This is a genomic window from Pseudofrankia sp. DC12 (assembly GCF_000966285.1).
In the GTDB taxonomy this organism is placed as follows: Bacteria; Actinomycetota; Actinomycetes; order Frankiales; family Frankiaceae; genus Pseudofrankia.
Window position 1 is genome coordinate 1 of the sequence record NZ_KQ031391.1, and the last position, 24,560, is coordinate 24,560.

Genomic DNA, 24,560 nt, shown 5'->3' on the forward strand with positions numbered 1-24,560 from the left:
CACTATTGATACTCACCCAGGGTGACGGTCGGTTGCAGGGAAAGGCTCAGTGACCTCCGATGTCGCCAGCGGAGTCGCGCTCGCCTTCAAGCTCGATCGAGAATCCTGGGGCAAGTTGTTCGACGAGGTGACGCCTATGCGCGCCAAGAAACTGGGTTGCCGATGTTCCTTCAATGCGGAGTTCGATCTCTATATACTCAGGTTGTTCCACGCCCTTGCCGCAGAAGCAACAGCGTAGACGCTCGTTCAAGAGCACTAGGACCACCGGCCGTCCGCTACTCGCGCCTGAACCTGGCGGTTTGGCATGTTCTTCATAACCGTCGTCGGCTGTCCGCTCGGGTTCGAAGGATCTCTGATTACGATGTCACTCGCCCCGCCGCCATTGTCGAGCACTTTCACCGAAATCTCGGCGTCAGAACGTTCGGCGAGCCGACCTTCGGAGTCGCAGGTAAGCGTCGGACTCAGAGCACGTCCCCTCTTGACAGGAGTTCAATTAGTTGGTCTAGACGGAAGATCACAGCGGAGCGCTGTTCGCCAAGGAGCCGCGTGAAGCGAATCCCCTCGACATCAGCCTCCGCGAGACGAACGAAATTGGCTACGCCCGTCCCGTCGTTTTCAAGTATCGAACTGATCGTTTGCAATACTGACTGGATCTCGTCAAGATCTAGCTTGCCTTCCATGAACAATGCCATGGAATCATGCAGATTGACCAGAAGACGCCGGTTGTACTCGCTAAAGCTCATCGTGTGATCACCGTAATGACGATGTTGTTTTCCGTGATGACCTCGACTGTACCACTTTTGTACGAGAGTCGGGCCTCTCCGTTCGGCCCCTTGACTGGCGCGCCGCGCGTACTCGTTAGAACATCATCTACGAAGTTCGGCGAGATGCTCCGCCCGGCACCGGGCGCTCCCGCGGGGGCGCCGAGACCAGACGGTTGTAGCCGGTCTACAGCGTGCTGCGTGTAGAGGCGGTCACCGATCTGCGCGTATTCCCGGCCTTCCTGCGTCACCTTTGGATAGTTCTGCCAGGAGGTCCACAACAAGCGCCCGCCGCCGCTTGCGGCTTCCTCGGCCTTTGTACCCCCGGCGACGACCCTCGCGATGGCTCCGACCGCTTCGGCGCCGTCGACTTCCGGCGCCGCCAGCCCAATCAACGTCCAGGCGACCGCTTCTCCGATCGCGCATTTGACGCGGCTGTTCTGGCAGGCGTCTCGCTGGGCGTAGTAGGTGTTGAAGTGTTTCGGGTCGCGGTCGTTGCATTTGGGATTGCATTTGAGTGATCCCCAGGCCTGGTCGAACACGCCTGGTGCGAAGATCTTCTCCTGCAGGCACTGGTACGAGGTGCCGTTCCTCGCGTCGTTCCCGATATACGCGTTGCCGCAGACGAAACGCTTGCCGGCGCTGGGTGTGTTGGATGCCGTCGGGGTCGTTGGTTTCGGGGCCTGTGCGGCGGGTGGTTTCACCCCGGCGAGCGCGGCGCTGACGCCGGCCCAGAAGTTCTTCTCTCCGCCGACCTCTTTGATCCGGTCCTGCACGGCCTTCGGCAGGGTCGAGGTCGGTGCCGGCGCCGGAGCAGGGCGCACGGGAGTCGTAGTGGGGATGGGTACGCCGGCTTTCTGGTAGGCGAGGGCGGCGCTGACGCCGGCCCAGAAGTTCGCCTCACCGCCCACCTCTTTGATCCGGGCCTGGGCGGCCTTGCTCAGCTGCGACGCGGGAGCCGGGGCCTTCGGTGCCGGCGGCTTCACCCCGGCTTTCTGGAACGCCAATGCCGCGGTGACGCCGGCCCAGAAGTTGTCCGCGCCCATCTGGGCGATCTGGCGTTGCGCCTCCGCGCTCAGCCCGGTGCCAGGCGTCCCGTCGAGCTTGAAACCGGTGGGGTCGTTGTAGGCCAGCGGGTTGGCGCCGGCGTAGGTGTACCGGTTCGACGCGGCGGTGCCGGTGATGGGCAGGTTTGCCGTGTCGCGGCTGGCGAACGTGCCGGTGGCGGGGGTGTACCAGCGGGCTTGGGCGTCGACGCGCTTGGTGGCGGGGTCGGTCCAACTGCCCTGGAACCCGACGTGCACCGCCGTGCTGCCCGTGGTGACCGGATCACCGAACGGGTCGTAGGAAGGCGAGTCCGTCAGCGCGCCGGCGGTGGTGAACGCGGCGACCAGGTCGCCGTGGGTGTCGGTGACGGTCGCCCAGTTCCCGGCCGAGGAACCGACCGCGACCACGTCGCCGTCCGGGTCGCGGGAGAACGACGACGAGTAGTCGGTCGCGGGTTCCTTCTCCAGGCCGGCGTAGGTGAACGTGCCGCTGTTACGGGTCGCGAGGCGGTCGAGGCCGTCGTAGGTGTAGTTCTGCAGCGTGCCGCCCTCGTTGTCCGCGAGGAGCCGGCCGAAGGCGTCGAACACCGTGGTGGTGACGGTCGAGCCCTGGGTCTTGGTGTCCAGCGTGCCGCGCGCCGTGTAGGTGTAGGTCGCCGCGCCGTCCGACGTGAGCCGGTTGCGGGCGTCATAGGTGGAGGTGACGCCGTTCTTGGAGGTCCGGTTGCCGGCGGCGTCCCAGCCGTAGGTCGTCGTCGCCGACGCCTGGTTGGTCCAGGACGTCAGTTGGTTGGCCCAGTCGTAGGCGTAGGTCTGCGTGCCGGCGCCGGCGACGCCGGTGCCGCTGATGGTGGTGGACAGCCGGTTGTCGTTGTTGTCGTAGGTGTAGGTCTGGCTGCGCAGGACGGTGGAGCCGGGTCCGGTGAGGGTGTCGGAGGTGGTCCGGCCCAGGTTGTCGTAGCCGAAGGTACGGGTGGCGCCGGCGTAGGTGACCGACGTGATCTCATCCGCGTCGTCGTAACCCAGCGTCCTGGTCCCGCCGGTGACGGTGCCGGTCACGGTGGCCAGGTCGCTGCGGGCGTTGTAGGTGAAGCTCGTCGTCCCGGCCGGGTCGGTGCGCCCGGACATCCGCCCGGTCGAGTCGTAGGTGAAACTGCTGGTCCCGTCCGGGCCGGACGCGCCGGTGACCAGGCCACGGTCGTTGTAGGTGAACGCCTGCGTCCCACCCGGCGCGTCGGCGCCGGTGAGCTGGCCGACGAGGTCGTAGGACAGCGTCCGTGACGCCGACGCGGTCCCCACCCCGGAGCCGGTCTCGCCGGTGAGACGGCCGAGGGCGTCGTAGGTGGAGGTGCGCGTGACCCCGCCGGGGGCGACGACGGTGACGGGCTCGGCGGCGGCGTCGTAGCTGGTCGTCCAGGTCCGGTCGGCCAGATTCGGATACGCGGTGGTCGAGGGTTCGATGACCTTCTCGACCAGGCCCAGCGAGTTGTACGTCGTGACCGTCGGGTTACCCCGGCCGTCGGTGACCCGGGTGACGTTGCCACCCAGGTCGTAGCCGACCGACGTGGAGATGTTGCTGCTGGAGGAAACCGGGACGGTGATGGTGCGCCGCTGGTTGCGCGCGTCGAACGTGGCCGTGGTCGTGTGGCCGTTCGCGTCCGTCTGCGAAACGATGTTGCCCGCGTCGTCGTAGCCGGTCGAGGTGCTGCGCAGCAGGGTGTTGCTGGGTGAGTACTCGCCGGCGGTGACCGCCCGGCCGGCGCGGTCGTAGGTGGTGGTCGTCTTGCGGCCGAGCGGGTCGGTCGTCGAGGCGCGCCGGCCGGCGACGTCATACGTGTACGTGGTGGTTTTGCCGAGCTCGTCGTGGGTCGCCGTGACGTCGCCGGCGCCGTTGTAGTCCGACGTGCTCGACGCGCCGGCGGCGAAGTTGTCGGGCAGCGTCACCCCGGTGAGGTCGCCGGCGTCGTTGTAGGACGTGTAGGTGTTGAAGACCTGGGTGAGCCACTGCTCGGTACGCGTCGTAGCCCAGACACGGTCGAGGTCGTCATAGGCGTGGAACGTCCAGGCGCCGTCCTGGTTGACCTCGGTAGTGAGGTTCCCGGCGTCGTCGTACGCCATCCGCCGTACCCCGCCGGTCGTGTGGCCGGGGACCGTCGGGTCGGTGACGGCGACGGGCCGGTCGAGCTTGTCGTAGACGGTGGTGGTGGTCTGGCCGCGGGTGTCGACGTGGGTGAGCGGCCGGGCGGCGTCGTCGTAGGTCCACTGCTCGGTCGGGGTGATCGCGGCGCCGCCGGCGGGTGGGGTGTAGGACGGGTAGGTCTTCTGGGTGACCCTGCCGAGATGGTCGTAGGTCGTGGTCGTCACCTGGTTACGGGCGTCGCGGACCTGCGTCACCTCGCCGAACGTGTTGTATCCGACCTCTTCGGATGGCCGGTCGGTGGTGGCCGTACCGCCGTTCTCCTCGACCTGGACCGGCGGGAGAATCCGCTGGACGGGGTTACCGGCCGCGTCGTTGACCAGGTTCGTGACGTAGGCGGAGTTCAGCGTGCCACCGGAGACATAGCCGCGAGGGTCGACAGTGCTGGTCACGTGACTGCGCTGGTCGTAGCTGACCGCGCTCGTGTAGCGCGCCACCCCGTCACCGAACACGGTGGTCGACGACGGCCGGGACGCGTCGTCGTAGGTGTACTCGGTGCGTTCGGTCGCACTCGTGCCCGCGGCGGAGGACTGGCGGGCGATGACGTTGTCGCCCGCGTCATAGCTGAGGTCGGTCCGCCGCGCCACCCCCTGCGGGTCGACGATCGTCGCGGTTGTCCGCCCGGCCGCGTCGTACTCGGTCGCACTCGTGCGCAGCCCACCGCCGGTGGTGGTAGTGATCTCCTCGCCGGCGCCGTCGTAGGCGTGCTCGGCCAGAACGATGTCGTAGGCGCCGGAGGCGTTCAGGACCCCGTAGGCCGGCGCCGGCGGCCGGAAGCCCTGGAGGACCTCCCGGAACGGCAGACCGTCGAGCCAGTACAGGTGCTGGACGGTGCGGCCCTCGGCGTCGGTGACCGTCGCGACCCGGCCGGCCGGGTCGTAGGCCCGAGACTCGAGAACGACGTCGCGGGGGGTGGTGCCGGCGACGGGGTCGTCGACGAAGTCCTGCAGGGTGGTCGTCGCGAGCTGGTTGTGGGCGGTGTAGGTGTAGGAGGTGATCGTGCCAATCGGGTCGGTCTTCGTCGCGATGTTGCCGTTCGGGTCATACGTCGTCGCATAGGTCGACCAGGGGAAGCTGCCCGCGCCGGCGGTCTGGTAGGTCTGCCGGTCGTCGTTGTCGTAGCTGTAGGTGGTCGTGCGGGCGGTATCGCCGCCGGTGGCGTCGGAGATGGTCACCTGGGTCAGGCGGCCGTTGGCGTCGTAGGTGTTCGTCGTGACCGGGGTGTGCACCACAGAGGTGATCAGGTTGGTCACACCGGGTTCGGTGACCTGCGCGACCTGCCCGAGCTTCGTGTAGGCGTACGACGTCGTCAGCCCAGAGGGGAAGGTGTCGGAGGTCTCCTTTGATGTGAGGCGGCGGCCCAGTTCGTCGTAGGTGTAGTCATGCACCAGCCCGGCGGTGTTCTGGTCGCGGCGCAGGTCACCCTTGGCGTCGTAGCCGATCGTATCCGTCTTGCCGCGCTGGTCGGTGTGCGAGATTTGCAGGCCGCGTGGGATCGTCCCGCCCCCGGTCGCCGCCGCCTCAGTGCCGTTCGAGAAGGCCCAGCTCTCGGTGCGCCCAGAGGGGTAGCCCGGTGTCGCCGGGTCCGTGCGCGCGACCAGCTGACCGAAGCTGTTGTAGCTGAAGAAGGTCGCGTAAGTGTTGTCCGACGCCGACGCAGACCGGCCGTCGCGATAGATGGTGATCATGTCATTGCGCGGATCACCCGGCGCGGCGAGATAGTAACTGTAGTACTCGGTGTTCACGAACAGCGTGCCGCCGTAGTAGGCGCGGGCCTGGGAGCGGGACAGGACGTTGCCGCGGGTGTCGGTCTCGGTCTGGACGATGTTGCCGTTCTCGTCGATGACCTGGCGCAGGAAGCCGCGGTCGTTGTAGACGAACTGCCGGTTGCCGATGCTGTCGCGCTGGGAGATCAGCTGGCCGTCGTGGTACTCGTAGTCGACGGCGTTGCTCCGCGGGTCGGTGACCCGCACGACCGTGTTCGGGCTGGTCGCGGTCACGGCGTAGGTGGTGCGGTTACTCATACCGTCTTCGCGCCAGGCCACGGTGCCGTCGGTGTTGTAGCCGATGATCGCGTCGACGTTGCCCGCGGGCAACGTAATCTTGCCTAGCTTGCCGTTGTAGGCGTAGTCGTAGGCCGTCGGATTGGTCGTGTGCGGGGCGGTGACCGAAGTCAGGCTGTCGCCGGAATAGGCGTAGCTCCAGGTCAGCGGGCTGGAATACGCGGCGACGTTCTGCGTGGCGACGGATGTGACGTGGCTGCCGGTCCAGGTCAGTGACAGTGACCGCAGCGTGGTCAGGTTCGCCACCGTCGTCAGCTGGGCACTGCTGTTGTAGGTCAGGTCCAGCTGCCGGCCGGCCACGTCGGTGACCCGCGTGAGCCGTCCGTCGGAACGGAAGGTGTACGCGGTCCCGGACTTCTCGGTCAGCGTGGTAGCGGCGATCGCGGTGAAGTCGTCGAGCCGCCCGGACCCGGTCGCCTCCGCGAACGGGCCGGCGCGGCTGCCGTAGAACAGCGCCGGGTCGTTCACCGAGAGGATCTGGGTGCCGTTGCGCTGCAGGTAGATGTTGGGCCCGTTCGTGATCACCGTCATGGTGTCCGACGCGGTGCAGCACAGACCGGCGCTGGAGGTCGCGACGACGGTCTCGGTACCGGCGACGCGTTTGATCAGCTGCCAGGTCCCCGCCGACGGCTGGGCCACGACCCGCCAGTAGTCGTTCCCGCCCGCATACCGGAACGCCAGGCCCAGGCCCGCCTGCACGACCGGCATTTTGAACGAGAACGTGCCGTCCGCGGCAGCCGACACCGTCGCCGCGTTCCGGTTCCCGGACGCGGTGGCAAGGTACGCCGCGTTCCCGGAAATGCCCCAGGTGCCGTTGCCCAGCCCCGGAAGCGGCTGCGTCTGCCACTGCTCACCGGTGTCGGTGGCCCCCAGCGACGTCGAGGAGTCGGCGCGGGTGAAGGAGTCGCGGTGCGCGTCGTCGAGGATCGTGATCGAGCCGATCCGGCCCGCGCCGGTCTGGTAGGAGTACAGCCCGGCCTTCGTCGCCGTCGACAACGTCGCATCCGTCACCGTGCCGACCACCTGGTCGTTGCGGTAGACCGTCAGCGTCGACCCGGACATCCGGACCGCGTAGCTGTCACTCGCCGCGCAACACGCCCCGGCGAACGTCGCGACGTTCGTCCACGCCGAGTTGACCCGCTTGGTCAGCACCAGCGAGTTCGTCGACGGCATGACCTGCAGGACCCACAGGTTCGAGGCGTCCTGGACCCGGAACGCGATACCCGTCGAGTCCTGCGCGACCGGCGCGGTGAACCGCACCGTCCCGTCCGACGGCGCCGGGATGACCGCGAAGGAATTCGTTCCCGAGACCGCGTAGGCAGCGTTGCCGTTGATCCCCCAGGTGCCGGACAGGACCTGCCAGGACTCCCCGGTGTCCGCGGCGCCCAGCGAGCTGGTCGAGTTCGGCGCGGTGAACGACGCCACCGACGGGCTCGGCGCCTGCACCAGCGAGTAGTAACCATCCTGCGGGGTGAACGTGCCCGACCAGTTCCGGCCAAACCTGCTCTCCCGCCCGTCCGGATACCGCGCGACCAGGTTGCCCTCACCGGAGTCGTCGACCCGGACGTTCTGATCCCACTGCGACGACCAGCCCGTCCCGAACAGACCAACCGCCGAGTTGGCACTGTTGTAGGTCCGGGACAATGCCAGGCTCGGCCCCGTGCCGGCGACCGACACATCGGTCGTCGAGGACGCATAGCTCCTGATCAGCGGCGACACCGAGTCCACCGACGGCACATAGGGGTCACCACCGAAATGCGCGCTCGTCGTCGGCGCCGGGACCTGGGCGTAGATCGTCATCGGCGCCGTCCACGCGCTGTACGTCCCACCCGACGCGACCCGGCCCCGCCAGTAGTACGGGTATCCCCAGGCCAGCGCGTTCACCGGCACCTGCCACGACGAACTCGAGATCAGACCACCCGACGACGCACAGAAACCGCTGTTCGCATCCGTACCGGAGCAGATCTCGAACTCATACGACAGGCCCGAACCGCTACCCGTCAGCGACAGCACCGGGCGCAGCGTCCCGACCCGCTCAGCGTCCAGCGGCGCCGACCCCGTCACCGCGACCCCACCCGCGGGCGGGGCGACCAGCGCGACCGGCAGCATCGCGATCCCGTGCGTCGAGAAGAACGCCCCACCCGTGCCGGTGTCCTGCATGTCGAACTTGACGATGTAGCTACCCGCCGGCGGCGGGCTCACCGTCGCCTGCACATCCACCGTCTGGCCTCGGGCCACCGCGACCGGCAGGTTCGTCTGATAGCCCTGCGCGACGATCTGCGTGGTCCCCGTCGCGTCGTACACGTGGTAGGACAGCTTGTAGTTCCCGTTCGCCGGCCACGTCGACTGGCCCAGGTTCGTCACCCGAACCTTGATCTTCCCCGGCTGGGTCGCGGTCAACGCCTGGTCCCAGACCGGTGACCCCGTCGGCCACGTGTACGACGCGCCATACGGCGACCAGGTGATCGACAGCTTCGGCCGGTAATCGGTACCCGACCCCGCCGCGCCGCAGGCGCAGTCCTGGGAGGCGAACTCCTTGTACTGCGCGACGTCGATCGCCGACGCTCGGATCGACAGGCCGTTGTTCGTCGTCGACCCGTCGTTCCACCCCTGCACCAGCGCCGTCAGCCGCGAGTCGCTGAACGACTCCCAACCCGCGTCACAACCCGAGGTACCGGTCTGGTGAGAGAACGTCGACTGCGCGACCTCACCACCGATCGTCGCGCCCGGCCAGACCATCGTCGTGCCGTTCCACGCCGCCGTCACCCCGTACAGCGACACCGGATGCGCCGTACACGCGTCATGCGACGCCGTGTTGTACAGCGACACCTGGGCCGAGAGGATGTTCGCGTTCGCCAGCGCGCTGTTGTTCGGGAAATGCACGTAGGCCCGGTTCTCATCACCGGACACCGCCAGGCCAGCCCGCAGCGCGCCGTCGGTCGCGTGCGACGTGCTCGGCGTCGCCGCCGACACATACGTGTCATCCGTCGTCGCCGCGATCTGGGTCACCGTCGGGTCCACCCGTACGGGGAACGCCCGTCCCGGCGCGGCGAGCCACGCCGGGTCGAGCTCTACGTGCAGCACCTGCGTGCCGGCGTCGGCGATCAGGCTGTAAGAGACCCCTTCGGACTTCACTCCCGAGGCGTCTTCCATCCAACCGCGGGGGATCAGGGCGACGGTCTTGCCGCTCTGGTCGACGAGGAGCACCTGGCCGGTCTTGTCCAGGCTCGCCGTGAGCCCTTCCAGGGTGAGCGGGAACGCCCAGCTCGTCGGCGCCGACGCCGACCGCAGGATCAGGGACTCCTTCAGGCCGGTGGCCGCCGCGGACAGCTCCACGTCCGCGCCAGCCCGCGCCCCGGTGAACGTAACGGCGTTGTCGTCCACCATTCCCGGTACTGTTGTCGCGCCATCCAGCGCGAAGGCGACCGACTGGCCCTGGCCGACCTCGACCTGCGCGAGCTGCGGGTCATCCGCCCTTGCCGCGATGTCCACCGGCGCCGGCGCGGCCGCCGTCTCGTGCCGGCCGTCGGCCGCGTCGACCAGCTGGGTGTCCACATCGACCCACTGGCCGGAATCGTCGCGCAGCCGGGTCGGCGCCGCGGTCAGCTCCGTCGTGTACGTGCCATCAGGGTTGTGGAACACGGTCGCGTTCGACGAGCGAGCGGAGGTGACCTCGGTCCGGCCCGCCTGCGCGGCCACATCGGTGTCGGTCAGCGCCGGCGCGAGCTCATCGGCTGACGGCTGGTCCGCGTCCGCCGGCACCTCCGGCAGGACCACCTCCCCGGCCGGCGCGTCCGCCGCCGCCGGGTACACCACCCGATGCGGCACCGGCTGCGGGGTGTCCGGCACCGCGTCGGCGACCGCGCCCGCTTTCGCCACCACATCGGCGACCTTCGGAGCGCCGTCCCGCGACGTCGCCGACGCCGGGACCAGACTGTCCCGGCCCGCCGCCGTCCCGTTCGTCGACTCCGGCAGCTTCACATCCTTGAACGGGTTCTGCTCCGAGAGCGGCACCAGCTTCGGCGAGGTCACGCGGTCGTAGACGACCAGCGACAGTCCGGTCAGGATCAGCACCGGCACGAGCAGGAGCGCGACCCGCTGCGCGCGGGCACGACGCCGCCACATCTTCTGGCCGAAGGTCAACGAACGTCGCACAGGCGAGAGCCAGCCGGGCATCACGCAGCTCCGAACACGTAAGAGAACACACCGGACCAGCACCGTCAGGCACAGAAACACCGCCCACGGCGCCAATAAAAGGAAGAAGCCCGCAGGGCAAGTCGCACCCGAGAAAGGCAACGGCGGCCATGCGGTGAAGACCGGACACAGGGCGATTCCCGGGGTGGGGGAACGCGCTCCTGACGCTTCATTGCGCCCGGCGAAACCGCGGGCCCACCCCAGATACAGGTCACGGGCCCACAGTGGTGAAGTTCTACTGCGGAGCATACTATGGCGGCCCAACGACCCCACGTCAAGCGTCGCATCCAACACCCAGGAACGGCGCTCAGCCAGCGGATCGATGCAGCAGACCAGGACAGGCTGCATGCGGAACGATCACCACGCCGAGGACCACGGTTCGCGATAACATCGAGTGACTATCCACAGGCGCACGCGTTACCGAGGTGCGCGCGCGGTACCCGGAGCACCGCCGCCAGTTGACCCGGTAGCCCTCTGACCTGCTACTCTCTCGCCGTCTCAAGATTTTCTGTGAGTTTCCTTTGCGGAGGCATCGACGGAATGGCACGATGGCGTCCCCCACCCCAGAACCACCCCTCCGGCCGAGCCGAAAAACTCAGGCGCAACGTTCTCCACATGCCCAGAGACGATCTTCTCGACGCGCGCCTGATCACGATTTTCACAAGCCCTCGCACGGTGTCGGCGCAGCCATGTCCTAAAAACAAACTTCAACCTCGGAGAAGGCTTCGAACAGACGTCACCACAGGAGTTCTTCAGACCGGCTAGTCGCCGGGCTCTGCCGCTAGGGCGAGCCCGCTATCCGTCGTGCGTGTAAATCCGGCTGACGGCTGCACGCGCGTCGGGGCCACACCCTCCCTGAGGGTCGCGGAGAAGAAACGGGCCGAACGTGAGACGGAAAACATCCGTGCCCGAATCATCGGCGTCCGAACTGGCATCGCCGACGGCTTCGAGGGCACAGGCGACTCCGCCTGCCCCATCTCCCGGCGACGCCACCGTCTCGCCCCAGGCACAACCGGCCGCGGACCCTCTGGCGAACACGCCCGCGCCCGCTGAGCAGGTCGTGCGGCAGGTCCGACGGCCACAGGGACGCCACCGCAGGATCCAGGCACACACGGAAGCCGTCCACCGGCTGCGGACCATCGGCCTACCGACCGTCGGACTACCCGCCGTGCTCGCGTTGCTGATCGTCTGCCAGTCACCGCAGCACAGCGGCGACACCTCGGCCGGCGGCCAGGCCGTCCCGCCGGCCACGGGCACGAGCTATCCAATGCCGTCGCTCGACCCGGACAGCCTGCCCGCCGGCTACACCACCCCAAGCCCCGGCGATGCCGGCGACGCGCAGGTACCCACGGGCGCACTCGCGACCGCCGCGGCCGGGCCCGGCACGAGCACCGGCCTGGTCACCCTCACCAGCTCCGACCGCCGGATCCCCGCACCGGTCCTCGCCGCCTACCAGCAGGCCGCCACCGCCCTCGCCGGCGAGCTACCGGGCTGTCACCTGCGCTGGCAGCTCCTCGCCGGGATCGGCAAGGTCGAGTCCGGCAACGCCACCGGCCGCCAGATCAGCCCCAACGGCACGGTCTCCCCCACCATCCTGGGCCCCCGCCTCACCGGCGGCGGCTTCGCACGGATCCTCGACACCGACCACGGCGCCCTCGACGGCGACACGACCTACGACCGCGCCGTGGGCCCGCTGCAGTTCCTGCCCTCCACCTGGACCGGCGCCGGACGCGACGGCAACAACGACGGCCACAAGGACCCCAACAACATCCACGACGCCGCCCTCGCCGCCGGCAGCTACCTGTGCGCCCACCACCGCGACCTCACCAACCCAGCGCAACTCGCCGCCGCCATCCGCGCCTACAACCCCTCCGACGCCTACGTCCGCGCCGTCCTCGCCTGGACCACCGGCTACACCACCACCACACCCACCCCGATCACCCCGCCGACCGCCGCCACCGGTCCGACTGAGGGCGATGCACAGACCAGCGGGGCCGGCCCCTACCCCGTGTTCGCCCTCACCCCGATCGGCACCGCCCCCGAGACCTCATCCGCCTCCCCGACACCAGCCGCCTGTAACGCCCTCACGATCACGACCGGCAGCCTCACCGCCACCCTCACCACGACCACCCTCAACCTCACCGCCCGCTACACCACCCCCACCGGCTCAGACCCCGACGGAACGATCACCCTCCACACCCTCGCCCGCAATCCCGCAGGTGAGGCCCTCGCCGACACCGACCGGCCGCTACCCCTCAAGCCCAGCGACGACCTACCCGTCCTGCTCACCCAGCTCCCCCTCGACCAGCTCACCGACCCCGGCCACACCACCACCATCACCCTCACCCTCACCACAACCCCACCCGGCTGCCCCACCCAAACCCTCACCACCCTCACCATCACCAACATCACCCGACCCGCCACCACCCCCACCACGACCCCGGCCGCCACCAGCACCCCGACCCCAACCACCAGCCCCACCCGGTCAGCCAGTCCCACCCCCAGCGCGAGCCCGCACCCGACCGTCAGCCCCACCGTGACGCCTACGGCACCATGACCGCGCCACCTCACACGCCGGATCACGCCGCGCATGCCTCCACCAATGCGCCCGCGACCAAACCCAGGCCTACGACTCGCCGGTCTCCCTCGCGTCGTGGTCCGAATCGTCCAGGTTTCGGCGCTACTCTGACCGCTCGACGACGCCGCCGGCACCCACAACTCGGCAGCGCCCCGACCCGGGAAGGAGCCACCCGGTGAGCCGGCACCGACGCCCCCACCCCCGACGCACCACCGCCACGACCGCCCGCCCGGGGCGCGCCGTGGCCACCCGGCCGCTGCCCGCCGTCCCGCCAGCGGTCAAGCCTGAACGCCGCCCCGCCGTGCCCGCCGGCACGGCGGAGACAAAGCCGACTGGCCCACGCGCGGGCGCCCACCGCCGAACCCGACCCACCACCCACCGAAACCTCGGCCCGGTTCAACTCCTCGCGCTGCCGCTGATCGGCCTCCTGCTACTCCTCGGCGACGACCTCCACCAACCCGGCGACGACCACACCAGCAGCCTCACCACACCCCGCGCTAACCAGCCGGCGACCCCAGCCAGCTACCCGACACCATCCACCCGGCCCGACACCGACGCCACCGTCGCCGCCACCCCCTTCGCGCTCGCCACACCAAGCACCAGCGAACAGGCCGCGACCAGCGCCTACCCGGCGGCGACACCGCCCCAACCGTCAGCCACCAGCACACCCGACCCGACACCGACTACACCCTCAGCACCCGCTACCCGGGCCAGCCCCACGCCCCTGATCACCATCCCCCTCATCGCCCTCATCACCAACGGTCCGGCATCCACCACCACCGCGCTCGCCTCAGCCACACCCGAGGCCGCGCCCACCGTCACCATCACCGCCAGCACCCCCGACGACCCCACAACCCAGACCCCCACCCCAAGTCCCACCCCAAGTCCCAGACCAAGCTCGACCGCCAGCCTCACGATGACACCGATCCCGATCATCAGCCTCACCCCCTACACCACCTGCAACACGATCACCCTCGACCCGGCCAGCCTCACCGCCACCATCGACCACACCGGCGGCCACACCACCCTGACCGTCAGCGGCACCTACACCGCTCCCTCCACCAGCACACCCGACCAGACCACCATCCACACCGACGTCCGCGCCCCCGCCGAAACGGACGACACCCCACTCGAACAGTCCGACACCACCGTCCCCACCGAACCAGCCATGACCCCGGCCGCCCTCGCATTCGTCGACCTCGACCAACTCCCAAACCCCACCCCGAACACCCTCACTCTGACCCTCACCGTCACCCCTACCAGCTGCGCACCGACAACCCTCGCCACCATCATGATCATAAATGCTGGTGGGTCGTCACGGTGACCACCGCGTCATCGGGGGGAGCGCTGAACGTCCTATTTCCAGGCGCTTCTTGGCACGCCGCAACTGGGCCAGTCCCCGGGACCGGGACCGACGCGACGCCACCGTCGATCTTCCCGACCCATGGCGCGCTGCGCCGTGGAATTTGGGCGGCCTCACTCGCTCCTGACCGTTCCCCATTCTGGCCCTGCCCGGCAGCGGGTCGGCTGATCACAGCCCGAAGTCGGGCTCGACGTCCGGGGGGCTGCCGGTATCGACGGGCGCGGAGCCCTGCCCAAGCGCGGCATAGGCGTCGTAGGGCAGGTAGTTCGTAGCCAGCGCCGCGAGGGTGACAAGCGGTTCCCTGCCTGTCAGGCGCACACCGCCGGAGGCCTCCAGCAGCGACCGAAGGTCCTCGCCGGTACGGCGCAGGGCAGCGGTCATCTCCAGGGAGCGGCAACGCAGCAGGCCATGATCGCGGTCGCGGATCTCCACCCAGCGCGGTTGGGCCAGGCGGGCCGCGGCCAGGTCACCGGGATGCGGACGGACCGGCGTGGCCCGCGTCGCCAGCGGCGTCGGGGTGGCGGCGAGGTAAGCCGCCTTGTGGGGCTGCGGCTGGAGGCCAGGCAGGAGCCGATAGCGGGCAAGCAGTTCTCGCGACGCGGTCGCCGCGGCCGCATACCTCGCCAGGAGGGCCGCGGCGTGGTGTGACGTCAGCGGTCCGTAACTTCCTTTTTCGGTGCGGCTGGTCAGCAGGCCACGGTCCAACAGCCTGGCCGCGGTCGCCGCTCCGCAGGCGGCCAACTCCGGCACGACCAGCAGCACACGGCGGACCTCGGTCATCGCACCCGCCGGCAGCGGGGCGTCTGGCCGATCGTCAGCCCCGACCAGCCCGATGAACTGGCGGCGCACGTCCAGCGCCAGCCTGATCACTGGGGCGCCGTCGCGTCCCAGCGACTGGACGTCCCGCAACTCGGTCAGCACCGACCGCCAGGACACCCGGGCCGCGACAGCCTGCGCCCGCGCCACCATCAGCAGGTCACGCTGGGACGCCGGCAGCCGGGCGAGCGTCCGCCACGCGATCCACCCGGCCTGTTGGCACACGACCATCGCCAGGTCCCCGAACCCGACCAGAAGACCATGACCAGGCTCGTAGCCAGGCCGGCTGAGCGCGTGCGCAGCTTCGCGGAGCCGGTCGAGTCGCCGCTCGAACGACGAAGCGCCCACATCGCTGAACAGCGGACCGACCTCGTCCAACACCCCCGGCCGGTGCGGTTCGCCGCGCTGGGCGGCCACCTCGTCCGCCGCGCCGGCCAACCCCGCGACCAGGCGCAGGACGCGCAACGCCGCCGGCTGGACGATCCCGAGATCGTCCACCGCGTACCAGCCGCCCGCCGACGGCGCGGAGCGTTGCATCAGGTCCCGCGCACCGGCGGCGGCGAGCCCCGTGACCGCGGCCAGACGGCCCGCCGCCGCCGCGAGGGCGCCGGGGTCCGCCAACAGCCAGGCGTCCGGCCCGCGCGGCTCACCGTCCGGTCCGCGCTGCGCCGCCAACAGATCATGCGCAACCGCCAGACGCTCAACCGCGCCATCCCACAGACTCACCCCGGCCAACCCGGTAGCGGGGCGCCCAAGACCGCGCAACCTCCGGCGCACGCCGTCGACCAGCCCTGCCAACACCCGCGCGGGATGCTGGGAATCCATCCCCGTGGCCAAGAAGCCGGCGTGACGATGCGCCACCTCGACCAACGCCACCAGCCCCGCCGCGTCCTGCTCCAACTGCGCCAGCGACATCCGCTCCCGTGCCGCCCCAGCCGCGAACGCCGCCGACCGCTCGGCCTCCCCCAGCAGCCAGCCATAGGTCAACCGGCCCTCCCCAGGCCCGTCAGCCATCACCCAACGCCGCCAGCGCCTCGCGCGTGAACAGCGCCGCGCGCGCCACCAACCCCGGCTCCACCGCCACCACCAGGCCGGCCACCAGCCGGGCCGCGGCAGTGGCCAACACCCCCCGGACATCGCAGGCCGCCACCCGCTCGCCACCGACCGGACACGACGGCGGCGCCTCCAGCCCACAGTCCTCCAGACAGAACACCGCCAGATGCACATCCGCCAACGCCGACGACGACCCATAGGCGTCGAACACCGGCCAGTGCAACAGACCGGACGCCGCATGCTCCAACAACATCAACGCCGCGTCCAACACCGGCCCGTCCCACACCACAAGCTCTTCTGTCCGCGCATGCCAGCCCATTCGGCACCTCCCTACAGCGGCGAGATCAACCAGCCGAGTGCACCACCAGCCAAAGCCGTCAGCCCACAAGGCGCGACAGCCTGTGGACAGGTTCGGACCTGTGGACACCACAAACGTCACAGCGCCGATCACCCGAGCCGCCGCGAGGTCGACCTTTCCCCGGACGGCTCACATGAGGTAGCTGACGGACGCCGTTTCATCGGCCAGTGACCCACCGTGGCACGTTGGCGTGCCTCCTGGTCCTACGTGCGCCCCACCCACCAACGCTCCGAGGGGGATACGTCGCAATTCGGTAGGCAAGCCGGACGGCGACAGCCACGTCTCCGCGCTCCGGGAAGCGAACAGCGCAGCCGCTACAGATGCCGGCGAATGTCAGTCGTACGGCGGCCCGCGGCCAGCCCGTCATGTACCGCATCGACGAAACCGGCAAAGGGCGTCCCCGCCACTTTCCAGACCAGAGCAACAAGGACAGTGCGCGCAGCCACGAGTGTCCCGCCGCCGGGCCGGTTGCGAGCTATCACCACCGACCTCTGCCGGCGCGTCGTCACGCCAGGCCGCATCAACGATCGGGGGCAGCGCCGCAGAAGCCTCGCCGAGCAGACCCCGCCTGTCGCGCTACGGCCGGAGAGTCCGGCGGACGCCAACCGCAAGGCCCCGGAGCCGGCCTGAAGGCCCGATCACCCTCGGGAGCCCGATCCCCAGCCGGATCATGACGCGGATCACTGCCACTCCGTGGCGTCTGATGCCGTGAGCTGCCGGCAAGTCCCACGGACAAACGACGGACAAACAATCAAAAGCCTTGATCAAAAAATATGATCAAGACTGCGGCTGTGGACATCAGGGGTGGAGGTGAGGGGACTCGAACCCCTGGCCTCCTCCGTGCGAGAGAAGCGGCGAGCCGACCGGGCGACGCAGGAAGCAGACATCCGCGAGTGCGAAGGCGACCAAAAGCACGGCCGACGGCACTTCAGCTCACAGCGGTCCTGAAAACCCTCGAACGCGGTAATGATCACCCCCGTAGCCTGCGATGCTGGCGGTCGCGCCTGCGGGATGACCGCGGTGGTGACCCAGTCTGTCTCCGGGGCACTGGCGGTGACTCGCAGAGTGACAGTCGCGGTGTTGTCGGTGCGGACCGTGCCCGGTTATGGCGATCTCGTCACATGTCTCAGCTGACAGGCCTGGTCAACGGATCGCGGCCAGCGATGCCCCCGAGGAAACGAGCCAGCGGCCGTGCAGCACCGCGAGTCGGAGCGCCGTCCGGTGAAGGGCACCGTCTACAAGCGGTGCAACTGCACGGACCCGGTGACGAGGAAGGAGTTGCGGAAGCGGTGCCCGAAGCTGTCCAGGTCCGATCATGGTTCCTGGTGGGCGATGCACGATATTCCGCCAGGGCCAGGTGGGCGGCGGCGCCGTGCGTCTCTCGGTCCGTATGCGACCTCTACGGAGGCGGATCAGGCCCTGGCGGACTCGCTCGCCCAGCTGAACCCTGGAGCGGGAACCACGCCGGATAATCGGGATCTCACGTTCGGCCGTTACCTGGACTGGTGGATCGAGAACCGGGCGGACCTGAAGCCGTCGACCCGGCGCGGCTATTCCAAACACATCGAGATCTATCTGAAGCCCGGGCTGGGGCACCTAAAGCTCATCGAACTGCGCGACGACCACTTCGACGAGCTCTACAAGGCGATGCGGCAAGTCGGCCGAGACCAGGGCACCAGGCGTCCGTCGTTCATGCTGCAGCGGCTACTCGAAGTACGCCGAGACGATCCAGCACGGCGCCGACCACTTGGCGCGACGACCATCGCCCGGGTCCACGCGACCGCGCGAAAAGCTCTCAACGACGCGGTACGCCGGCCCAGCATGCCGCTGCGAGCGAACCCATCGATGCACGCCGAGAGGCCAAAGCCCCGTCGTCGCCCCGCCCTGCTGTGGACCACGCCGCGGGTCGCCGCGTGGGAACGCACGGGCCGAATCCCGTCGCCGGTGATGGTCTGGACGCCGGCGCAGACCGGGGCGTTTCTCGACTTCGCCGCCGCCGACCGGCTCTACCCGCTGTGGCATCTGGTCGCCCACCGTGGCCCGCGGCGCGGCGAGGCCGTCGGTCTCGGCTGGCCGGAGGTCGACCTGGACGCCGCGACGGCGTTCATCGCCGACAACGACCCTGGCATCGACGACCCGTTCGACGACTACGGCGACGCCGAGGACGAGACGACGAAAAGCCGCGCCAGCGACCGAACCATCACCCTCGACCGCACGACCGTCACCGTACTGAAGATCTGGCAGCGCCGGCAGAACGCCGAACGAACAGCCGCCGGCGACCAATGGGTCGAATGCGGCAAGGTCTTTACCCACCCCGACGGACGACCGCTCACACCAGACGGCGTCAGCCAGCGATTCGACCGGCTCGTCACCCGCTACACCACCATTCGCCGCGAACACGCCGAGCACGGCTGGGACATCGACCGTCTCGCCGCCTACCACCGCATGCCCGCAGCCTCCATCCGGGCCGCGCTCGAACAAGGACCGCTCCCACCGATCCGGTTTCACGACATGCGGCACAACGCGGCCAGCCTCACCTACCACGCCACCCGCGACATGAAGGCTGTCCAGAACCTGCTCGGCCACGCCTCGATCCAGTTCACCGGTGACATCTACACCACCCTGTTCGAAGAAGCCGACCGCGACGCCGCGGAAGCGGCCGCCGGCCTCGTTCCCAGAACCAACCTCCCCGACGGTTGGGCGGACTTCCAGAACAGCTCCGACACGACCGAAGCCGCCGCGCCAGATCCAGGCGAAACAAAACCGCCAGGCATTGAAGGCCCCGACCTCGGCCTCTGACCGTTCCCAACCCAGCGCGCCGGCTCTGAACAGGGCCGGCGCGTTTTGCTTGCCGCCCGGCACCGATCAACCGCACACGGACGGCAGCACACACTCCGGACCCCGCCAGCCCACGTTCGTCACTCTCTGCAACCAGCAGGCGAGGCTCCAAAAGTAGTTGCGGTCGCAACGTCAGCGGTTCGTCAGCAGCAACGCCATTCTCTGGCCCGATCGGGATCTTGACCCATCGGGGAAACCCCTGCGGCACAGGGGAAGTGGGTGTGTGGGGCGGGTGGGGCTCGAACCCACGACCGGAGGATTATGAGATCTTGAGTGTTCCGTCCGCGGGTGTTCGCCACTGTCCACCGGTGCAGGTCACACCTCTGGCGACAGTCCCGGGCGTCCACGCTCGTCCACTGTCGTCCGCCGGCTTGGCTGCCAAACTGGCTGCCATTCACCGGTAGACCGGTCTAGGGCGCCGCTGCGAGCAGAACTCAACGTTGGCCGCTACCGCCCACGGCTCCTGGCTGCGGATCTTCGTTGGCAAGCCGACCCGTACCGCAGGCGCGCCAGCGCCGAGGAACGGAAGCGGCGCGGCAGCACGCTATTGCCCAGCTACAAATGTCGGTCGCGATGCTATTAGACGACCCTGCGGAACCGCATTTCTCCGTCCTTAATGAACATCTCCATCTTCTCGTTTGGCTCGCTGGATTGAAATTGAAAGATAATGGCTATCGTCCTGAGGTCTTCTGCGAGCCCTGTCAGCTCGTCTTCTGTGAATCCATTTCCATCAAAGTCCTTCTCTTCGGCTGCCTGTAGGAGAATCTGCTCTCCGATGAAAATCCCATAGCGATCCAGAAATCGAACCAGAGCCTGGGTCTGCCAACTGTCATCGCGGCCGGCGCTTCTTAGCGACGACAGCATGTTGTGAAAGAATGGTCGAAGGTTTGCGACGCGAGCGGGATTCCTAAACGAATAAGTTGCGAAGTAACCTACCAAAGCGTCTCCCACCAAGACTCCTGGTGAGGGAGAGTCGTGGACATCTAGGTTGGCGAGCGTTTTCAAGGTGACCAGTAGGCCAGCCCTGGAACGTGAGTAACTTCCAATCCAATCATCACCTCGCAGATCTAGGTACTTTTTGCCCCTTAGATCTGCTGGCACCAAGGAATCATTGAAGTTTCCAAGCAGTACTGGAATCACGACGTGAGATTCGTTCGATATCTCGCGCAGCATCGCCGCGTCAAGCTCGTTGAGCACCCACCTCGATTGAAGTGAAGCTTCGGATATAAAGACGAGGGCTGACACGCTTGAGCGTATTCCATTGTTAATCTCCTCGCGTATGCGAGCGCCGAATTGCAAGTGAGTCTGATCCCACCAGACGTCAAGCCCTTCGCTTTTCAAATCCTCCACTATACGCCAGACGACAGGCCGGTCCTTTGAGCTGTAGCTGATGAACGTGTGATTGTCGGAGCGTCGTGGCACGGCTGCCCTTTCATGAGGTTGGCGCGGGTCTCGATCTGAGTCGTCGGCCCTCTACCGCGAGTGGATAGACGATATCGTTTGGCTAGACGATCGTGATGCGGTGGGATCGATATGGGTCCACTGCGACGCTCCGGCGAGCACGGCCCGCCAGGGCCGCGCGCAGCCGTCGCGCGGCGCGGTTCTTGATCTCAAAACGAGCAATTCGGCAGCGCATCATGGCTGCGCGGCACGCATGCCGATCATCTCGGACCTGGCCAACGAGGGCTTGCCCTCCCATGGCTGTGGCGAGCGTGATCCCTTCGGTGTGCCGGCGGGCTTGCCCTACCTCCGGGTTCTCGGCCGTGCAAGATCCGCCGTAGAGCCTTGATCCACGAACAGCTGTGCGGATCTTGTGCGGTCGGGGTTCCGGTGGTAGCCCTCGGGCGTCGGCATACCGAAGTGATCACGCGGACCTGTTCTGTTCCTCCCACCCCTTTGGGAGCCGGCGGGGGGTTCGGGGGGCGAAGCCCCCTGAGGTCTTCCCGGCGGGGCGCCTGTCAGAGCTGGCGGGGTGGGTCTTCGGTGACGTGGCCGCCGATGTCGGCGTAGCCGGCGGGTCCTGGTGCGGCGTGGATGATGGAGCCTTCGCCGTGGTGGATGGTCATGCGGCGGCCGAGGGCGGCGGCGAGGCGCATGGCTCCGGTGCCGCAGGCTTCGTCTTCGGGGATGCCGACGCGGGCGGCGTAGGTGCGCATGCGGGCGATGCCGGCGGCCTCGTCGATCCAGGCCCACAGTTGGGTGAAGTCCTGGGTAGGGCTGAGCGGGCCGTCGAGGTCGTCGACCTGGCGCGGGTCGTCGAGGCGTTCGGCCCACCACGGCGGGGTCATCGACAGAGGCGCGCGGACCCAGACCCCGGCCGCATCGGTCCAGCTCTCGGCCTCCCGGCCGGTCGTGCGCAGGACGGACGGGTGGTGTCCGGTGAGGCGGGCGATGGTCCAGGCGGCGCCGACCGCGGCGTGTCCGGCGAACGGGATCTGGCGCGAGAGGTTGTGGATCGAGATCTCGGCCTTCTCGACGTCGTCGAGGAAGATGGTCTCGCTGTAGCCGAGGGTCTTGGCGATGGCCTGGCGCTCGTCGGGGCCGAGGTTGACGGGGTCTTCGATGAGGCCGAGCGGGTTGCCGCCGTGGCCGTTGGCGTCGCTGAACACGCGGACGACGTGTGCTGTGACCACTCGGCGTGCCTCCCCGGGTGTGGCGTTCCGGGGTCCACGATGCCTGCCGCGACGGGCGTTGTCCTGGGACTTGGCGGGTTCGCGGAAGGTTGACGAGCGGTCATGATCCGCTGGGCCGGCGCGGGCCGGCGCCCTGTTAGAAGGCGGTGATCTCTTCGCGCAGGTCGGCGGCGAGCGATATCCCGCGGTAAGGGCCGGTGGTGAGGAGGGTGGACATGCGGCCGAGGCTGCGACGGTGCCACTCGACCCGCTGTGGTTCCGGGATCGTCAGGACGGGGCGCAGAGATTCGCGGGCGGCCTCGACGTCGCCGAGGTGCAGGCGTGACGTGGCCTGGTAGATGTGGCCGAGCAGCTCGTCGCCGACGTACCGCTCCTCGGCAGGCCCGGTCTCGAACATCTCGATAGCGGTCGTTGCTTCACGGTCGGAGATGCGGGCGCTGTCCCGGTCGGCGAACCAGATCAGAGCGCTCGTGCCGTAGAAGTGGACCTTCGTTCGGGGGAAGCCGAACAGGCCGACGGCGAACTCGTCGGGCTTGGCCTGGTCGGTGGCGTGCTTCGCCGCGTCGAGCGCCTTATGGGTTCCGGCAAGGTTCCCCAGATTCGCGTGACACTGGGCCTGGCCGCAGACGAGGCGGGCGAAAGCGGTTCCGGTCGGGTGTAGTTCCATGCCGGCGTTGATGTAGCGGGCGGCTTCGGTGTAGCGGCCGTCCAGGCGGGCGATCAGGCTTTGGGTGCCGCGTGCCCAGACGGCGAGGTCGCGGTGTCCGGCGAGGTCGGCGCACAGCAGGGCCGCGCGGGCGTTCGTCATCGCGACGTTGGTCCGGCCGACGTCCATGGTGGCGTAGGCGAGGATGCCGGAGAGCTGGCCGGCGATCAGGTGCAGGTCGCGGAGCTGGTCGGGCCGGTTCGGCCGGTCGATCGCGGCGAACACTCGGGCGCGGAGCGGGACGGCCTGGGACAGGATCGCCTCGGGCGCGGCGGACATGTAGTCGATGGCAAGGCGGCGGGTGTCGTCGGCGAACTGCTCGACGGTGAGCGGGTCCAGCCTGGCCATGCCGTACCGGTCCAGGAACGCGAGGGCGTGCGTGGCGGCCGCGGTTCCCAGATCGACGTCAGTGCTCGCAGCGGCCATCGCTCCGGCGGCACCGGCGAGGACGATTCGCCGGTCGGGCTTGGCCGGCTCGTCGAGCACCACGGGCGGGGCCGGCGCGGCGGTGGGGCTTGCGGTCTCGGCGAGTCCGAGCAGGGCGCGCGGGATGTCCAGACCGTTCGCGAACCGCTCATACATATCCAGGCTGGTGACCTGGCGCTTTCCCCTGAGAATGTGCGAGATGTGCGACTGGGGGACCTCGCACAGGGTGGCGATCTGGGTTTGGGTCGCGCCGGTCCACCGCTGGTAGGTCTTCAGCAGAGCGCCGATATCGCGTCTGGCCAGGGCTTCTGTGACCTCGGGGCGTTGCCAGAAGTCGGGCGGGGTGACGGGGCGGGGGCTGCGTGGGGTCATGTGCGCGGCCTTCCGTGGGGGCGCTTTATCCCTGACCTGCCAGTCGTGGCGCTATGCGGGAGTGTAGCCACCCTTCGTATACGCCCATAGCCCTTCCAACACGATCTGGTCGCGGAAAGGCTTCGGCCAACCCCGCCGCGGCGGCGCTCGTCGCGGCGGGGCCGGAAATGGCCTGTGAGCAGAACGGAGAGTGTCAGATGACGCGGGACCTCGCGAACGGCCTGGTAGAAGTCGCTGAGAACGGCGAACACGGGACCTCGGCCGGCGGTGCGATGCCCGAACTGCGGGACTCGTCGCCTGGGGTCGTGGCTACGCCGTGGGACGGCGATGACTGGGCACTCGTCGTCGGATCGGGCTCGGACCTCGCGGAGCTGTACGACGGAATCGCGGGCCTCCCGACGGGCCTGGCGTTCGTCGAGGCATTCGGCGATGTCGATCTCGTCCTGGTCTACCGGCCGGCGGGCACGGCGGCGACGTCGGCCGGACCGCTCGGCGCGCTCGTGGACCAGGCGGTGCGGCACGGCGGGACGCTCGTTGGCTCCGTTGGTCCGGGCGGTCTGTCGACCGGCGAGCAGTACCGAACCGCTGCGGAACGGGCCGCGTTCGCCGCTGGGCAGGCCGATGCGCTCGGCAGGATGCGACGCGCGCTGACGGGAGAGGCCGACGCACGGCCCAACGGCCACGGTGTGCCGATCGCGTCGTAGTAACCACATCGGACAGCAGACGGGCCGGACCTGGCGGGCGAACAACCCGCGGGTCCGGCCCTCCGTCGTTCCCGGCTTGATGACGCCCGACCGCGGCTAGGACGCCCCGATCACGCGGGCGATCTCCTCGACGTAGCGCTCGATGCGCACGATCGCTGCGAGGACCTCCTGGGCCACGCTGACGTCGGCGAAGTCGGTCGCGACTGGATCGCCTACCAGGACCCGCAGCAGGTGATCGGCGGGCCAGTCCAGGGCACGGCAGATCGCGGCCAGTGTGGGGTTCTGGACCCGGCGGCCTCTGCTTCCGCGCTGGAGCGCGCGCACGGTCGTCACGGAGACCCCGGACCGGTCGGAGAGCCGCTGCTGTCCGATGCGGAGCTTCGCCATCCGGTGGTTGAGGGCCACCGCGACAGCGCCCCAGTCCTCGTCGGAAGCCGATCCACGCGCGGTGT

The 24,560-nt window shown here is 68.6% G+C and carries 13 protein-coding genes; 5 read left to right on the forward strand and 8 right to left on the reverse strand.

What is annotated here, in order from left to right; translation table 11 throughout:
* Positions 1 to 49: 49 nt before the first annotated feature.
* Complete coding sequence (locus tag FRADC12_RS30735; protein ID WP_157488639.1) at positions 50 to 238, forward strand: hypothetical protein; 189 nt, start codon at positions 50 to 52, stop codon at positions 236 to 238.
* Positions 239 to 461: 223 nt separating this feature from the next.
* Here the strand turns inward: FRADC12_RS30735 and FRADC12_RS00005 are convergent, their stop codons facing one another.
* Together FRADC12_RS00005 and FRADC12_RS00010 are read right to left on the reverse strand one after the other, a co-directional pair.
* Positions 462 to 743: a hypothetical protein gene (locus FRADC12_RS00005; RefSeq protein ID WP_045875071.1), complete on the reverse strand. Its 282-nt coding sequence runs from the start codon at positions 741 to 743 to the stop codon at positions 462 to 464.
* Positions 740 to 10,222, reverse strand: a complete 9,483-nt coding sequence (locus FRADC12_RS00010) for a DNRLRE domain-containing protein (RefSeq protein ID WP_198152730.1) — start codon at positions 10,220 to 10,222, stop codon at positions 740 to 742. Before FRADC12_RS00010 ends, FRADC12_RS00005 begins: the two co-directional genes overlap by 4 nt.
* A 1,099-nt stretch (positions 10,223 to 11,321) precedes the next feature.
* Between FRADC12_RS00010 and FRADC12_RS27920 the strand changes: the two genes are divergently transcribed.
* On the forward strand, positions 11,322 to 12,818 hold the full coding sequence (locus FRADC12_RS27920) for a lytic transglycosylase domain-containing protein (protein ID WP_052710588.1): 1,497 nt from the start codon (positions 11,322 to 11,324) through the stop codon (positions 12,816 to 12,818).
* Positions 12,819 to 13,014: 196 nt separating this feature from the next.
* Positions 13,015 to 14,163, forward strand: a complete 1,149-nt coding sequence (locus tag FRADC12_RS33705; RefSeq protein ID WP_157488640.1) for a hypothetical protein — start codon at positions 13,015 to 13,017, stop codon at positions 14,161 to 14,163.
* A gap of 207 nt (positions 14,164 to 14,370) precedes the next feature.
* On the opposite strand, the gene FRADC12_RS00025 is transcribed toward FRADC12_RS33705, so the two are convergent.
* Both FRADC12_RS00025 and FRADC12_RS00030 read right to left on the reverse strand, forming a co-directional pair.
* Positions 14,371 to 16,005, reverse strand: a complete 1,635-nt coding sequence (locus FRADC12_RS00025) for a hypothetical protein (RefSeq protein WP_045875073.1) — start codon at positions 16,003 to 16,005, stop codon at positions 14,371 to 14,373.
* Positions 16,006 to 16,024: 19 nt separating this feature from the next.
* Positions 16,025 to 16,390, reverse strand: a complete 366-nt coding sequence (locus FRADC12_RS00030; protein WP_045875074.1) for a hypothetical protein — start codon at positions 16,388 to 16,390, stop codon at positions 16,025 to 16,027.
* Positions 16,391 to 17,620: 1,230 nt separating this feature from the next.
* On the opposite strand from FRADC12_RS00030, the gene FRADC12_RS00035 reads away from it, so the two are divergent.
* Positions 17,621 to 19,228 carry a site-specific integrase gene (locus FRADC12_RS00035; RefSeq protein ID WP_052710589.1) on the forward strand — a complete coding sequence of 536 codons (1,608 nt, stop codon included), beginning with the start codon at positions 17,621 to 17,623 and terminating at the stop codon, positions 19,226 to 19,228.
* A gap of 618 nt (positions 19,229 to 19,846) precedes the next feature.
* On the opposite strand, the gene FRADC12_RS28890 is transcribed toward FRADC12_RS00035, so the two are convergent.
* The 3 genes from FRADC12_RS28890 to FRADC12_RS00050 all read right to left on the reverse strand — a co-directional run bounded on the left by FRADC12_RS28890 (position 19,847) and on the right by FRADC12_RS00050 (position 23,404).
* A complete protein-coding gene (locus FRADC12_RS28890) occupies positions 19,847 to 20,689 on the reverse strand; it encodes a toll/interleukin-1 receptor domain-containing protein (protein ID WP_084010354.1) in 843 nt (280 codons plus the stop codon).
* A gap of 536 nt (positions 20,690 to 21,225) precedes the next feature.
* On the reverse strand, positions 21,226 to 21,900 hold the full coding sequence (locus FRADC12_RS00045) for a PhzF family phenazine biosynthesis protein (RefSeq protein ID WP_045875076.1): 675 nt from the start codon (positions 21,898 to 21,900) through the stop codon (positions 21,226 to 21,228).
* Between the two features lie 136 nt (positions 21,901 to 22,036).
* Complete coding sequence (locus tag FRADC12_RS00050; RefSeq protein WP_045875077.1) at positions 22,037 to 23,404, reverse strand: helix-turn-helix domain-containing protein; 1,368 nt, start codon at positions 23,402 to 23,404, stop codon at positions 22,037 to 22,039.
* 197 nt (positions 23,405 to 23,601) lie between these two features.
* Here FRADC12_RS00050 and FRADC12_RS00055 point away from each other — a divergent pair, with 197 nt between their 5' ends.
* Entirely contained in the window at positions 23,602 to 24,108 is a 507-nt protein-coding gene (locus FRADC12_RS00055; protein ID WP_045875078.1) for a hypothetical protein, read from the forward strand.
* A 96-nt stretch (positions 24,109 to 24,204) separates the two neighbouring features.
* Here FRADC12_RS00055 and FRADC12_RS00060 read toward each other — a convergent pair whose 3' ends face one another.
* A complete protein-coding gene (locus FRADC12_RS00060; protein WP_232303493.1) occupies positions 24,205 to 24,513 on the reverse strand; it encodes a helix-turn-helix domain-containing protein in 309 nt (102 codons plus the stop codon).
* Positions 24,514 to 24,560: the final 47 nt, after the last annotated feature.